Source organism: Streptomyces sp. NPDC006691 (assembly GCF_042869955.1).
In the GTDB taxonomy this organism is placed as follows: Bacteria; Actinomycetota; Actinomycetes; order Streptomycetales; family Streptomycetaceae; genus Streptomyces.
Map to the genome: position 1 here is coordinate 1 of NZ_JBIAGW010000038.1, position 14,840 is coordinate 14,840.

11 protein-coding genes are annotated in these 14,840 nt (G+C 70.5%); 9 read left to right on the forward strand and 2 right to left on the reverse strand.

The genetic code is table 11. The features are described 5' to 3' along the window. Nucleotides 1-113 precede the first annotated feature (113 nt). The 4 genes from ACFYNP_RS37110 (at nucleotide 114) to ACFYNP_RS37125 (ending at nucleotide 2,862) form a co-directional block, all read left to right on the forward strand. Nucleotides 114-281, forward strand: coding sequence for a hypothetical protein (locus ACFYNP_RS37110; protein ID WP_388791747.1), 168 nt, complete (start codon nucleotides 114-116; stop codon nucleotides 279-281). A 262-nt stretch (nucleotides 282-543) separates the two neighbouring features. Beyond that, nucleotides 544-969, forward strand: a complete 426-nt coding sequence (locus ACFYNP_RS37115) for a hypothetical protein (RefSeq protein WP_388791749.1) — start codon at nucleotides 544-546, stop codon at nucleotides 967-969. Between the two features lie 865 nt (nucleotides 970-1,834). Further along, entirely contained in the window at nucleotides 1,835-2,503 is a 669-nt protein-coding gene (locus ACFYNP_RS37120; protein WP_388791751.1) for a hypothetical protein, read from the forward strand. After that, nucleotides 2,503-2,862 (forward strand): hypothetical protein, encoded by a 360-nt coding sequence (locus ACFYNP_RS37125; RefSeq protein WP_388791753.1) that lies wholly within the window; start codon nucleotides 2,503-2,505, stop codon nucleotides 2,860-2,862. Before ACFYNP_RS37120 ends, ACFYNP_RS37125 begins: the two co-directional genes overlap by 1 nt. A gap of 726 nt (nucleotides 2,863-3,588) precedes the next feature. Here ACFYNP_RS37125 and ACFYNP_RS37130 read toward each other — a convergent pair. After that, entirely contained in the window at nucleotides 3,589-3,822 is a 234-nt protein-coding gene (locus ACFYNP_RS37130) for a hypothetical protein (protein ID WP_388791755.1), read from the reverse strand. A 281-nt stretch (nucleotides 3,823-4,103) separates the two neighbouring features. On the opposite strand from ACFYNP_RS37130, the gene ACFYNP_RS37135 reads away from it, so the two are divergent. The 5 genes from ACFYNP_RS37135 to ACFYNP_RS37155 all read left to right on the forward strand — a co-directional run bounded on the left by ACFYNP_RS37135 (nucleotide 4,104) and on the right by ACFYNP_RS37155 (nucleotide 13,434). After that, entirely contained in the window at nucleotides 4,104-4,664 is a 561-nt protein-coding gene (locus ACFYNP_RS37135; RefSeq protein ID WP_388791757.1) for a streptavidin, read from the forward strand. 258 nt (nucleotides 4,665-4,922) lie between these two features. Then, nucleotides 4,923-6,083: an MFS transporter gene (locus tag ACFYNP_RS37140; RefSeq protein ID WP_388791759.1), complete on the forward strand. Its 1,161-nt coding sequence runs from the start codon at nucleotides 4,923-4,925 to the stop codon at nucleotides 6,081-6,083. A 67-nt stretch (nucleotides 6,084-6,150) separates the two neighbouring features. Then, nucleotides 6,151-6,975, forward strand: coding sequence for an SDR family NAD(P)-dependent oxidoreductase (locus ACFYNP_RS37145; protein WP_388791761.1), 825 nt, complete (start codon nucleotides 6,151-6,153; stop codon nucleotides 6,973-6,975). Between the two features lie 43 nt (nucleotides 6,976-7,018). Further along, nucleotides 7,019-11,731 (forward strand): amino acid adenylation domain-containing protein, encoded by a 4,713-nt coding sequence (locus ACFYNP_RS37150; RefSeq protein WP_388791763.1) that lies wholly within the window; start codon nucleotides 7,019-7,021, stop codon nucleotides 11,729-11,731. Beyond that, nucleotides 11,728-13,434, forward strand: a complete 1,707-nt coding sequence (locus ACFYNP_RS37155) for an AMP-binding protein (protein WP_388791765.1) — start codon at nucleotides 11,728-11,730, stop codon at nucleotides 13,432-13,434. The genes ACFYNP_RS37150 and ACFYNP_RS37155 overlap by 4 nt, the downstream gene beginning before the upstream one ends. A 31-nt stretch (nucleotides 13,435-13,465) precedes the next feature. Here ACFYNP_RS37155 and ACFYNP_RS37160 read toward each other — a convergent pair whose 3' ends face one another. Beyond that, a complete protein-coding gene (locus ACFYNP_RS37160) occupies nucleotides 13,466-14,821 on the reverse strand; it encodes a cytochrome P450 (RefSeq protein WP_388791767.1) in 1,356 nt (451 codons plus the stop codon). Between the last annotated feature and the right edge of the window lie 19 nt (nucleotides 14,822-14,840).

Consider the following 14,840-nt stretch of genomic DNA (forward strand, 5'->3'; position numbering starts at 1 on the left):
TCGCCACCCGCTACGAGAAACGCGCCCACATCTACCTCGGCACCGTCACCCTCGCAGCCCTCATCATCTGGCTCCGCACATGATCCGAGAAACAGCGCCTAGTCATTGTCATCGTGCTCATCGCAGTGACGCTGCCCTTTGCACCGGGCGCAGTGAACTTCGACAAGCCATCGGGGGTCGCTCTCGTCATCGCCTGGGGCGTCGGCTGCGGACTGATCGCTCTGCTCACGGAACGCCTGATCCGCGCTTCGAATGCTCGAAACAAGCAGCCGGAGCAGTAGCGGAAGAAGAATAGGAATGGTGTGCCTGGCCCGACCTTGGGCCAGGCACACCATTGGCGCAGGATCGGGGCCACGCGGATCGCGTATGTGTCAACGAGATAGCAAGGCCCTCCGCTGGACCGACCACTACCGCGAAGCCGTCGAGGAGATGCTCAAGGCGAAGGCCGAGCACCGGTGGCCGAAAGGCCAGCGGTAAGGACTTGTTGGTGCTTTGGAAAGACGTTCGCCGCCTGCCGTCTAACCTCTCCTCTTGAGGGGGACTATGGAAGAGTCGATCTTGGTCGAGTCCATCAGGTACTTGGCTGTGTGCCAGGGATGCGGTGCCGAGGCAGAGTGGTGCGGTGTCCAGGCGCTGGTGTACGAGGAGCTGCGATGGGATGTTGAGACGACGTGTCCGACCTGCGGGTTTGCCCTGGCCATTTGTGGCGGCGACCTGTCGGAGGAACTGCGGGGCCGACTGCTCTCCGAGAACGGGCGGGCAAGGTTGCAGGTTGCCCCGCCGAAGACGAACGCCGTCATCATGCGGGTGCTGCGGGCGGAACTCGGTATCGGCCTGGATAGTGTCCGGGCCGTGCTGGATCAGGTCCTGACCGGGCAGTACTCAGGGACCCTGCCCGAGATGGAGCTCTTGGCCCGAAAGTTGAGGGCATCAGGCATAGAAGCGGCCGCTGTACGGCCGGTGGATTGAGTGTGCCTGCGGAGCGACTGGGTTCAGTGAGGACGCCGCCTCTCCGGGCGGCGGGCCGTCGAGTACGCGGTCAGACGCGTGGCGTTGGCGAGCATGCATCGCCACGCGGCACTTGGCGGGTCGGTCGCGGCGGCCGTGACCTGGCTGACGTCACGGCACCGTTCCGCCGCGCCTGTGCCCCTCGGTTCACGGACCACAGCGACCGCGTGCTGTCCTTGGCTGAGGGTTACGGCCCTGGTCCCCCCGCGCGGAGACGACCATCAAGGGCAAAGGACAGGACCGCAGCCCCGTACCTGGCGCCAGGTGATCGAGAAGGGCCGAATTCCCTCGGCCAACGCCGCTGCTCCGGACCAGGTGGCGGAGCTGTGCGACCGCCTGTCGCACATCCCTGCCCCGGACGTCACCCGCCCAGAACCCCTGTACCGGCTCATCGCGCTTTCCCAGGGACCTGAGTCGTTGATGCGTCGGCAATAGCCGGCGAGGCTGCTGAGGATCGGGTCAGCGGGGGTCTTGTGCCAGACGTACGAGCGAGGGCCGGTGAGCGTTTTGAGAGTGGCCACTGATCGGGTGACGGGGGGCGGTGCGAGGTCGGGGTGCGCAACGGAACGGGCTCCCGTGCCATTGAACGAGGTGTTCGACGTCTCAACTCGGCGGCACAGGACCCCGGTTGGGTTCTATGCGTGGTTTCGATGCGGATCTCGGCGCTTGCCCGTGATGCTGACCTACCGTGCGGTGCCACGGATCTTGACTTGGGCTGACTGATGACGAGCACCTGCGGGCGCTGGCTGCGCTTGAGGCCGTCGCCGGGAACAACGACGGTGCCCTCGCGGTTCTGGCGGGCGGTGCGGGCGAGCGGACACTGCCCATGCTGCTGGCCGCCTACGGACAGCGCACGCTCCACCGCATCCTGATCGCCGCATTCGGCATCGCTGCCACGGCTGCGCCGTTCCAGAAGGTGCTGTCGGGTGGTGACGAGTCGGCGCCAGTTCGTCCGGGCAGCGTCGGGGCCGTCGAGCCAGCGGACGGCGGAACCGGCCGCGCGGGGGAGGCCGGCCATGAAGTGCGCGATGTCGGTGAAGTGGGCGAAGTCGCCGCTGGCCGTGAAGGCATGAAGCCGGTCGATGATGGCGGCCTGGGCCTGGGTGTTGTTGTCGACGGCGTGGTGGAAGGCAAGGGCCAGTTCCAGGAACCGGTGGAGGTAGGGGAGTCCGGCTGCCTCGATGTCGGCGCGCAGCTGCTGGGCACGTTCGGGGACTGCAGGGGTTCCGGCGTCCTTGATCAGTGCGGTGATGTGGGCCAGAAGGCGGTTGGCGCGCTGGTCGACGCCGTCCAGGAGCTGGTGGGCGAGAACGAGTTCGTCGTCGGCGCGCTGCGGGTCGGCGAAGGAGAGGGCCAGGGCGGTGCGGAGCTGGAGCGTGGCGCGTTCACCGACGGCTCCGCGCTGCTCGGCTTCGATGCGGCCGGCTTCGAATGCAGCGACGGCCTGGTCGGTGTGGGCGTGGCACCGGAGTTGATGTCGCCCAGGACGCGGTGATGGCGGCCTTCCCAGCCCAGCGCGGGAACGGCGGCCAGGGCGGTGGGGAAATCGCCGGCGAGTCGGGTCAGGTTGGCCAGGCCCCGCAGGGCCTTGGGTGCGAGGCGCCCGCCGGTGTCGGCGACGTGCTGCATGCCGGTGCGGGTGTCGTCGTTGCGGGCAAGGTCCTTGTGCGCCTTGGCCCGGTAGTACCAGGCCAGTTCGGTGAGTTCGGCGGGCAGCAGGTGGGTGTCGAGGACGGCGGTGAGGCGGTCGGTGGTGCGCTGGCGGTGTTCGTGCTGGCGGCGGGTGATCGCGGACAGAAGTTCGGCGAGGGCGTCGGCGGGCGTGTCCAGTCCAGGATCAACCGCGCCCTGTGACGCGGCGGAAGCGGGTGGGGAGAGGGGTTCCCACGCGGAGTCGTCGGTGTAGGCGAAGGCGGCTTCGGTGAGCCAGCCCAGGTCGCTGAGGCGGTGTTCGCGGGCCAGGCGCAGGCCTTGGCGCAGGCCGGCGACCAGGAGGGGCCGGCTGATGCCGGGCCCGCGTTGGCGGTGGCCCACCGGTTGCCGAGGGCGGTCAGGGCGCGGGTGGCGGCCTGCTGCCAGTCGGCGTCGGTCCATCGGTCGTCGTCGTGATCGTCGGTGCGGATATCGGCGCGGATGGCGCGGTGCAGGTGGTAGGGCCACAGGGCGTAGGGGTTCTCGGTGACGAGCGGGCGTTGCACCAGGCGCCGGGCGGGGGCCTGGTGGTGGGTGAGGCCGCCTGTCTAGGTGGCCAGGTCGAGGTCGAAGGCGTCGAGCGGGGATATCGAGCGCAGCAGGTGACGCTCCTTCGGGGTGAGGTAGGACAGGACGCGGGCCAGGAGGCGGGGAAGGCGTGGTCGAAGTTCTGGGGGAGGGGTTCGCGGGTGCGGCGGATTTCCAGGAAGCGACCGACCGCGAGGTCCAGGTGCAGGGGGAGTCCGTGGGAGCGGGCGGTGATCGCGGCCCGGATGGCGGGGTTGATGAGGGCTTGGCCGCCGTGGATGAGGCGGCGGGCGAGGTGGTCGTCGCAGTCCTCGGGGGAGAGGTCACCGATCAGGTGCTGGCAGTTGCCGGGACCGTCGGTCAGGCCGGGCCGGGCGGGGCCGGTCCAGTCGAGCTGCCCGTGCAGGGCGGGATCGGCCCACGGCAGGTGGGCGCGTTCAGCAGAAGGACGTCGAGGCTCCCGAGGGCGGCGATGGCCACCGCCGTGAGCACCGCACCGCCGAGGACGAACGGATTGCGTCGGTCTACGCGGTCCGACAGCGCTCCGGCAATGGGGTTGACCAGGGTGGCGATGACGGCGCTGACACCGGACACGTTGCCGCGTGGAGGCACCTTGCCTGCGCCGCGGCGAGCGACGGGCGGCGGCGACGTCAATATCGGCACCATGCTGGTTGACCACGGGTCTACGGCCAAAGAGCCGTGCGGTGGGCGACTGGAGCTCATCCGGCTGGATTTCGACAGTAATTCGCCCTCCGCAGAGCCGACTTCGGACAGCGGGGGCCAGGGCCGCTACGCTGCCGCCCGGAAACGTCATCGATCTTCCAGGATCCCGGCGGACCGGTCGAGATCCTCGACCCGCACAGGGGGAAAATGTCATGACACGTGTACGCACCGCTCTGATTGCGCTCTGCTCGGTCCTCCTGGCCTTCGTCACCGTGTCCGCGAGCGCCTCCGCGGACACTTGGGCGCCGTCGGCCAAGGCCGACACGGCGGCTGGGCCAGGCATCGTAGGCAAGTGGTACAACGAGCTCGGTTCCACGATGATCGTCACCCGGGCCGCTGACGGGGGATTCGTCGGTACGTACGAGTCCGCCGTGGGCAACGCCGAAAAGGAGTACGTCCTGACCGGCCGTTACGACAGCGCGCCCGCCACCGACGGCAGCGGCACCGCCCTGGGCTGGACCGTGGCCTACCACAACAGTTACCGAAACGCGCACTCTGTCGCCACGTGGAGCGGCCAGTACGTGGGCGGCGGCCAAGAGCGGATCGTCACCCAGTGGCTGTTGACCTCTGGTACGCCCTCCGCCGACCAGTGGCGCTCGACGGTGGTGGGCCACGACGAGTTCAGCCGGGTCAAGCCCTCCGCGACCGACGTCGCGAAGGCTGAGCGGTTGGGCGTCCGCGACGCCAATCCGTCCGCCGCCCAGCAGAACTGATACACCACCACGTCCCTCTTCCTCGCACGGTCCGCCGCCGTGTTGCTCCCAGCGGTGGGCGGACCGCGCGCATCCGGTCCCGGCGGCACGGCAGGAGAGGCCGGAAACCGCCGGGCGCTGCCGATCTTGGCGCAGTTTTACCGTTGGCCCGCAACTGGGTGCTATGGGAATGTGGTTTGGACACCGTTCGCGAGGCCTTCGCGACGCACGTCATGATCGGGCTCCGGCACTGACCAGCCGGGCGGGGGGGTTCTTTTTGTGTTGGGCAGGATTTTTACGCTCGCGCTCGGGGCGTTCGCAGTGGGGACAAGCGGCTACATCGTTACTGGCGTACTCCCTCAGCTGAGCGGGGAGCTATCCGTATCGCTGTCCACGGTGGGGCTGCTGACCACCTCCTTCGCCGTGGCCTACGCGATCGGATCGCCCCTGCTCGCAGTGGCCCTGGGCGGCTGGCGCCGCCACCGGCTGATCGTCGCCGCCCTGCTGGTGGCCGCGGTCGGCAACGCGCTCGCCGCGATCGCACCCCATTTCGGCGTCCTGCTCGCCGCCCGGATCGTCACGGCCATGGGCGCTGCGGTGTTCACACCCGCGGCGACCGCGGTAGCCGCCGAACTGAGCGGTCCGGAGCGCAGGGCGCGCGCCGCGGCCTGGGTCTTCGGCGGGCTGGTGACGGCCACCATCGTCGGAGTCCCCGCCGGTTCGCTGCTCGTCGGTCCGCTCGGCTACCGGGGCGTCTTCTGGCTCGTCGCCGGGATCTGCGCGCTGGCCGCGGCGGCCGTGGCGGTGGCCGTGCCGGAGGTCGCCGCGCCCCCCAGGGTGACCCTGCGCCGGCGCGTCGAGGTCGCCTCGGACCCCCGTGTGCTCGTGGTCCTCGGCATCACCCTGGCCGCCAGCCTCGGCGTGTTCACCGTTTACACCTACGTGGCTCCGCTGCTCGCCGACACCGTCGGAGCGCACGGCACCGGGCTGAGCCTGCTGCTGTTCGGCTACGGCATCGGCGGTGCGATCGGGAACGTCGTCGGTGGAGTCGCGGCCGACCGCTACGGATACCGGCTGCCGCTGCTGGTGGCCGTGTCCGGCAGCGTGATCAGCCTGTCGCTGCTGTCCGTGGTGCACAGCACGGCTCTCGTCGCCGTCCTGCTGTTCACGTGGGGCGTCTCCAGCTGGGCCTTCAACCCGCCTGTCCAGCGCAGGCTCATCGAGCTCTCGCCGAGCGCAGTCAGCTTGCTGCTCGCGCTCAACGCGTCCGCCCTGTACCTGGGCATCGGCCTCTCCGGCGTCGTCGGCGGGGCCGTGCTCGACCACGTCGGCATCGGTGCGGTGGCGCTCACCGGCGCCGGGTTGTGCCTGGTCGCGGTCGTGGTCCAGGTGCTGACCGGTCGGCACTCTGCCGCCCAGCCGTCCGGGATCGCCGTATGAGGGCGGCGATCCGCAGGCGGAGCTTCTGTCCGGGTGGACCACTCTGTCTCGGTAAAGGACGAGGTACGTGCGGGACTTGACCGATGTGGTGGGAATCGTCACAGGGGCCTCACGTGGAGTCGGCCCCCACATAGCCGGACACCTGGCGAGGGCCGGTGTCCGACTGGCCCTGGTGGCCAGGTCGGAGGAGGGCCTGCGGGCCACCGCGGACCAGATCGGCCAACACGGCTTCAAGCCCCTCGTCGTGCCGGGGGACATCTCCGAGGAGGATGATCAGGCACGGATCGTCGAAACCGTCCGCCGCGAGCTGGGCCCGGCCGGAGTACTGGTCAACAACGCCGGTATCGAGCGCGTCACCCGTTTCCAGGACGCCCCGGTCGAGACCATCAAGCAGGTGCTGCTGGTCAACCTGTTCGGCGCGGAGGCGATGACCAGGCTCGTCCTCCCGGACATGCTGGCGGCCGCCCGCGGACACATCGTCAATATCGGCTCCGTCGGCGGCCGCACGGCCTATCCGTACGCCACGGTCAACTCCTCCGCCAAGCACGGACTCGTCGGTTTCACCTGGTCCCTGCGTGAGGAACTGCGGGGTACCGGCGTGGGGGTGTCGGCGGTGTATCCCACCCTCATCGCCGACGTCGGCATCTCGGCGGCCTGGCAGGGCGGACGGCGGCCGAGACTGCTCGGCCGGGTGGGACCTGACGAGGTGGCGCTCGCGGTGCTCAAGTGCATCCGGGAGAACAAGGTGGAGATGACCGTAGCGCCCGTGATGGAGAAGGTCGCCGACGTGATGAGCGCCCTCTCTCCACGACTGACCGCGTGGATCGCGCGGAGCGGCGGGATCCACTCCTACCTGCGCAAGGTCGCCGACGCGCAGGGCAATTCGCCATAGCACACCACGCCGACATGACCATGTTGGTTGATACGGGGGACTGATGCCTGAGATTTCCGCTGTGCCCATACCCGACCACGACCAGAGCGTGACCCGGCTCCGGGATCTGCTGGCCGGTGTCAGCAACGACTACGACCGCTGGGTCGATCCACAGGAGCCCTTGATCCTCGACTCGCTGGACGCCGTCCGGTTCAAGTCGACGATCGACACAGCGTGCGGCACCGACCTTCCGCTGGAGATGTTCTTCAGCCACTGCACCCTGGAGACTCTCGCCGAGGCTCTCCTCAACCACGCGACGGACGGCGGGATGGCCCCCCGGCTCGTCCCCGCGCCCGGCAGCGCCCAGGAGCCCTTCGGGCTCACCGACGTCCAGCAGGCGTACTGGCTGGGCAGCCGCGGCTTCGAACTCGGCGGCCGCTCGGCCCACTTCTACGTGGAGGTGGACCTGTTCGCGGCGGACCGGGAGCGCGTCGAAGAGGCGTTCAACACGCTGGTCGGACGCCACGGCATGCTGCGGGCTTCCTTCCTGCCCGACGGCCGCCAGCAGATGGCCGCCGAGGTCCCGTACTACCGCTTCCACCACGCCGATCTGGCCGGGCTGCCGGAAGCCGAGGAGCGATGTCGGCTCCACGAGACCCGCGAGGAGATGTCCGCCCAGGCCTTCGACCCGCACACGTGGCCGCTGTACGAGATACGCACCCATCAGCTGGCGGCCGACACCCTCCGCCTGCACATAAGCGTCGACCTGCTCCTCGTCGACGCGGGTAGCCTCCAGATACTGCTGGCCGAATGGATCCGCCTCGTCCTGGACCCCGGCTCCCTGGGACCGGCCCCCGCACTGAACTTCCGCGACTATCTCGACGGAGTCGCCGCACACCGTGCGCAGCCCGGCCACGAAGAGGCCCGCGCGTACTGGACACGGCGCATCGACTCGCTGCCCCAGGCCCCCGAACTGCCCGTGCGCACCGTCCGGCACGCCCAGGCCCCTGCCTTCGTACGCCGCGAACGGCGGGTGTCCGGCCGGGTCTTCAGGCAGCTCCGCGACCGCGCGAACAGCCTGGGCGTCACCCCCTCCGTACTGCTCTGCGCCGCGTACGCGCAGGTGCTGCGCACCTGGAGCCGCACCTCCCGGTTCACGCTCAACGTCACCTTCGCCGACCGGCCCCGCTGGCACGCGGACATCGAACGGCTCATCGGCGACTTCACCAGCACGATCCTGCTGGAGTGCGATTTGGGCGGCGCGCCCGACCTCGCGACGACCGCAGGCCGACTCCAGGCGCAGTTGCGCAGCGATCTGGCGCATGCCCGGTTCAGCGGCGTCGAGGTCCAGCGAGAGCTGGCCCGCCGCAACGGCGGCACGCACGCGCGGATGCCCGTCGTCTTCACCAGCCTGTTGCGCGAGCAGGACAGCCTGGGCAGCCTGGAGGGCGTGGTCTTCGCAACCCGGTACGCGATCTCGCAGACCCCACAGGTCTACCTGGACAACCAGGTCGTGACACGCGGCAGCGACCTGCTGATCAGCTGGGACGCGGTGGAGGAGGCGTTTCCCGAAGGCGTCCTCGACGACATGTTCGCCGCGTACGTCGCACTCGTCGAGGGCATCGCCGAACACGGGGCCCCGGCCCCGGTCTCCTTGCCGTCGAAGCAGCGCGCAGTGCGTGAGGCGGCGAACGACACAGCCGGCCCGCTGCCGGGTGGTCTCCTCCACACGGCCCTCGACCGGCAGGCCGTCGAACGTCCCGACGCGCCCGCGGTGATCAGCGCCGACGGCACGTTCACGTACGGGGAACTCGACCGACGCGCCAACCAGATCGCCCGCCGGCTGCGCGCACTCGGCCTCGCGCCGGGCGAGCTGGTCGCCGTCGTCATGCACAAGGGCTGGCAGCAGATCCCCGCCGTGCTGGGCGTGCTCCGCTCCGGGGCCGCCTACCTGCCCGTTGACGCGGGCCTGCCGCGCGAGCGCGTCGACCAGCTGATCGAGGCGGGCCGGGCGAGGGCAGCCATCACCCAGCCCGGCGGGTACCTCCCGGCAGGGGTGACCGGCCTCGTCATCGACCGGGAGCCCTGGCAGGAGATACCGGATCAACCGGTCGAGGCACCGGCCACCGGCCCCGAGGACCTCGCGTACGTCATCTTCACCTCGGGTTCCACCGGCCGCCCCAAGGGCGTGATGATCAGCCATCGCAGCGCGCTGAACACGGTCGACGACATCGCCGGCCGCTTCTCCGTCGGCCCTGGAGACCGGGTCCTCGGCCTGTCCTCGCTGAGCTTCGACCTCTCCGTCTTCGACATCTTCGGGGTGCTCGGAGCCGGCGGCGCGCTGGTGCTGCCCGCCCCCGAGGAGTCCCGCGACCCCGGCCGCTGGGCCGAGTTGGCGGAGGGACACCGGGTGACGCTGTGGAACACCGTGCCCCCGCTGCTGGAACTGCTGACCGAGCACTGCGAGCGGCAGGGCGCCGCGTTCCCGGCGTCGATGCGGGCGGCCCTGCTCAGCGGCGACTGGATCCCACTGACCCTGCCCGCCCGGATCCGGGCGCTCACCCCCACCCCGCCCCAGCTGATCAGTCTCGGCGGCGCCACCGAGGCCGCGATCTGGTCCATCTGGAACCCCATCGGCCGCATCGACCCCGAGTGGCGGAGCGTGCCGTACGGTACGCCCCTTCGCAACCAGAGCTTCCATGTCCTGGACGCCGAGCTCACCGATAAACCGGACCATGTCACCGGCGAGCTGTACATAGGTGGCATGGGCCTCGCCAAGGGCTACTGGGGCGACCCCGAGCGAACCGCGGCCCAGTTCATCGTCCACCCCGCCACGGGGGAGCGCCTCTACCGGACCGGCGACCTCGGCCGCTACCTGCCCGACGGCACCCTCGAACTCCTCGGCCGGGACGACTTCCAGGTCAAGATCGGCGGTCACCGGATCGAACTCGGCGAGATCGAAGCCGTGCTCAGCGGCCACCCCGGCGTGCGGACCTCGGTCGTCGTCGCGAAGGACGCCAAGCGCCTGACCGCGTACGCGGTCCCCGAGGAGGGCGCCACCTTGGAGAACGAGGAACTGCGCACCCACCTCGCCGCCAAGCTGCCCGCGTACATGGTCCCCGCGGCCGTGGTGGTCCTCGACCGGCTGCCGACGGGCGCCAACGGGAAGCTCGACCGCAAGGCACTCCCCGCGCCCGAGGCCGTCACCCGGCGCCATGAGGCGCCCGCGACCCCGGCCGAGGAGGCGCTGGCCCGCGCCTGGGCATCGGTGCTGCCGGTCGAGGCGGTCGGACGGCACGCCGACTTCTACGCGCTCGGCGGCGATTCCCTGCTCGCCGTACGGGCCGTGGCCAAAGCCGCCGAACAGGGCCTCCACCTCACCCTGGCCAACTTCTTCGCCCACCCGACCCTCGCCGAGCAGGCCCTTCACGCGACCGAACGGCCGGTGGCCCGGGCCGACCGGTCGGAGATCACCGGCCGCGCCGGTGTCTCGCCCAGCCAGTACTGGTTCTTCGAGCAGGACTTCGCCGAGTCCCACCACTGGAACGGCATGTGGCCCGTTTTTGAGCTCGACCGACGCCTTGAGCCCGGTGCGCTCCGCCAGGCGCTCGCCGTTGTACTGGCCCACCACGACGGGCTGCGCGCCCGATTCCTGCGGGACGAGCGGGGACCGTACGCGGAACTCCCCGGCGCGGGCCCGCTGGACGGGTCCCGCGTCACCGAAGTCGACCTCGGTCACCTCGCCGACGCCGAGGTGGAGGCGGAGATCGCCCGCCAGGCAGAACTCCGCAACAGCGGTCTTGACCTGGCCTCGGGTACGACAGTCCAGCTCACCCAATTCGACCTCGGACGGCGGCGCAACCCAAGGCTCCTGGTCAGCGCCCACTGGCTGGTGATGGACTACTACTCGTCCCGGGTCTTCTACGAGGACCTGCGCACCGCCTACTTCGCCATCGAGCGGGGGGACGTACCGGCGCTGCCTCCCAAGACCGCCTCGCTGCCGCGGTCCGCGGAGCAGCTGCGCGCCTACGCGGCGAGCGAGGACGCCGCGGCCGAACTTCCCTACTGGGAGAGGTTCGCCGCACTCTCACCCGTCCCACTGCCCGTCGACCACCGTCTCGGCCCCAACACCCAGGACACGGCGGTGCGTCACCTCACGGAGGTGACGGGGGAGACCGCGGCCGCCGTGGTGACGCGGCTCCCGCGCGAGCGGGGAGCCGAGATCCGCGAGGTGCTGCTGACCGCGCTGGCCGGCGCCGTGACCGCGTGGACGGGGCAGCCGTATTTGCTGGTCGAGGTGGAGGGACACGGTCGTCACCGCGCCTTCGGCCCGCTCGACATCTCCCGCACCGTCGCGCGGTTCTCGACCCTCTCGCCGCTGGTGCTGCGCCCGGGCGGGCTCGACGCGGTACGCGAGCAGATCCGGGAGATGCCCCACCAGGGCGTCGGATACGGGCTGTTGCGGTACCTGCACCCCGACCCGGAGGTCAGGGAGCGGATGGCGGGCGTACCGGTACCGGAGATCGGCTTCAACTTCTGGGGTGACGTCAGTGAGTTCTTCACCGGTGACGCCCGCCCGGTGATGGACTCCTTCGGCCACCACCGCAGCGGCCTGGGTCACCGCACTCGCACGCTCGACCTGATGGCGATGGTCTCGGACGGCACCCTGCGGCTGGTGTGGACGTACAGCTCCAACCTGCACACGCAGTCCACGGTCCGGGCCCTGGCCGACCGCTTCATCGAGGAACTGCACACGCTGGCGCGGAGCGCCGGATGAACGGGGACGTGGACACCGTGGATCACCCGAGGCCCGAGGACATGTTCGGCGGGGTCACCGTGGCGGAGGTGCTGGAACTCGCCGCCACCACCTCACGCGGCATCACCGTGGTCAACCGGCAGCTCGATCAGACCCCGCTGCCGTATGCGCTGCTGGCCGCCGGCGCGCGGCGCGTCGCGCGCGGCCTGGCCAGGGCGGGGGTCGGCAAGGGCGACCGCGTCGCCATCGCCTCCTCCACTTCGCCCGGGTTCCTGCTCAGCTTGTTCGGCGCCTGGCGGGGGGGCGCCGTGCCCGTCGTCCTCCCGCTGCCGCACCGCGTGTCCGACCTGCCGGAGTTCGTCGCCGAGATCAATCGCCGGCTCGACCACGTGGACGCGCGCTGCCTGGTGGTCGCCGACGCGTTCGGCGACTTCGTGAGCGGCCGGATCACCGGCGGCCGGCCCGTGCTGACTTGCGGCGAACTCGCCGCGGAACGCGAGGAGATCACCGGACCGCCGCCAGCCGGCCCCGACGACCTCGCGTACCTCCAGTTCACCTCGGGTACCACCGGCCTGCCGCGGGCCGTCGCGCTCACCCACCGGCAGATGCTCACCAACGCCGCGGTGTGCTGCGAGCGCCTGGGACTGGAGCGGGACCGCAGCGTGCACGTGAGCTGGCTGCCGCTCTACCACGACATGGGACTGATCTCCGTGCTGTCCGGCATGGCCTACCGGATCACGCTGGTGCTCCAGCCGCCGGAGGACTTTCTGGCCCGGCCGGACTCCTGGGTAGACGCCCTGTCCCGCTTCCGGGCCACCAGCACCGTCGCCCCGAACTTCGCCTACGGGCTGGCCGGTCAGGGCATGCGGCTGCGACCGCGCGACCTCGACCTCTCCGCTCTGGAGGTGTGCGGGGACGGCGCGGAGCCGATCCGCGCCGCGAATCTGGAGCAGTTCATGGAGGCCGGAGCCGCCCACGGCCTCAGGCCCGAGGCGATGACCCCGATGTACGGGCTCGCCGAGGCCACCCTGGCCGTCGCCATGGGCGTCAAGGGCCGTCCCCTGGAGTGGGACCACGTGTCCCGCGAGGGCCTCCAGGCGGGCGCCGCCGCCCGCCCGGTGCCCGCCGGTGCCCCGGGGGCCCGCGCACTGGCGGTCTGCGGGCCGCCGGTACCCGGGGTCCAGGTGGAGATCAGGGACGAGGACGGCAAGCCGCTTGAGCACCGCCGGGTCGGTGAGATCTGGGTACGCAGCCCTTCCCTGATGCAGGGCTACTGGGAGGACCCCGAGGCGACCGCGGCCGTGCTCGGTGACGGCTGGCTGCGCACCGGCGACCTCGGCTACCGCACACCGGAAGGCCTGGTGGTCTGCGGACGGGTCAAGGACATGATCATCGTGGCTGGACGCAACTTGTACCCCGAGGACTACGAGCACGTCGCCGCCAAGGTGGAGGGCGTCCGCCCGGTGTGCGCGGCGTTCGCGCTGCCCGACACCGAGCGGATGGTCGTCGCGTTCGAAGCCGCGAAGGGCTTCGACAACCACGCTGAGATCGCTGCTGTGGTGATGAAGCGGCTGCGCGAGCAGTTGGGGCACGCTCCGGATGCGGTAGTGGCCCTGAAAAAGGGCGCGATACCGCGCACCTCGTCCGGCAAGGTCCAGCGCGGTCTGTGCCGGGAGCGCTACCTGTCGGGGCAGCTGCCGGTCATGGCGGAGACCACCCGCTGACCGCAGCCATCCCGTGCGGGCGGCACCCGCCTCAGCGGCGGCGGCTCACCACGACACGCGCACCCCGGGAGGGGATGAGCGTGACGTGGTGAGCCTTCTGCTCTTCCGGGGCGGGCCGGTCGGGCCGGATCTCGTACCGCCGGAGCACCTCGCGCAGCGCGACCGTGGCCTCCAGGAGGGCGAACCCGGCCCCGATGCAGCGCCGGGCGCCGCCGCCGAACGGGATCCAGGTGTTCGCGGGTGGCTGGGCGTCGAGGAAGCGTTCCGGCCGGAACTCGTCCGGCTGGTGGTGATGGGCGGGGTCGGACTGCACCAGGCCGATGGCGGGCATCACCGTGGCGCCGGCGGGCAGCCGGTAGCCGCCGACCGTCAGCGGCTCGGTCAGCTGCCGGGCCACCTCGTACACCACCGGCTTGAGGCGCAGCGCCTCTTTGGCGACGGCCGTCAGGTACGCCTCGTCGCCCTCGTCGGCGGCGCGCTGTGCCCGCTTCAACTGCGCGGGGTTGCGCACCAGTTCGTGGATCGCCCAGGCCAGGCCCGTGGCCGTGGTCTCATGTCCGGCGAGCAGCAGCGTGATGAGCTGGTCGCGCAACTCAGCGTCGTTGAAGCCGCCGCCGGTACGGTTCTCCTCCGCCTGGAGAAGCCGGGACAACACGTCGGTCCTGCTGTGGAGGTCGGGGGCGGCACGCCGGCCGGTGATCTCCTCGTACAGCAGCTTGTCGAGACCGCGCTGGAGGGAGGTGTGACGGCGCCACGGGCCGACCCGCTGGAGCAGCGGGTAGGGCAGGCCGAGCAGGGTCACCGGGCCGATGTCCGCGATGCCGCGCACGAGCGGGCGCATCTTCCGCAGCCGCGCCTCGTCGGTCACCCCGAACACCACTTGAAGGATGATCTCCAGGGTCAGCGCCTGCATCCGCTGGTGGGAGCCGATCACCGTCTCCTCGGGCCAGCTCTCCACCTCCACCGTGGTCAGCCGACCGATCATCTCCTGGTAGCCGGCCAGTGACGCGCCGGTGAAGGCGGGCATCAGCAGTCGGCGGGCCCTGCGGTGCTCCGCCTCGTCGGTCAGGAGCACGGAGTGGTCCCCCAGGGCCGGCCCCATGATCCCGTTTCCCTCACCCGCGTGCAGGACGTCCACCGGCCCGCCGAACACGGTCTTGATGTCCTCCTGCCGGGAGAGGATCACCAGATGCCGGGTCGGGGTGGTGAGCCGGAGCGTGAAGATGTCCCCGTGCCTGCGGCGGAGCAGCGGGAACAGCCGGTGACGGTACTGGGCGAAGAGCAGGGTCTGGACCACCGCCGGCAGTCGCAGACCGGGCGGGCGGTTGGCAGAACCCGTCGTGGGCGCGGGTATTTCTTTGGGCGTGTGGTCAATACCGCTGGTCATTGCGGTCCCCCTTGATGGA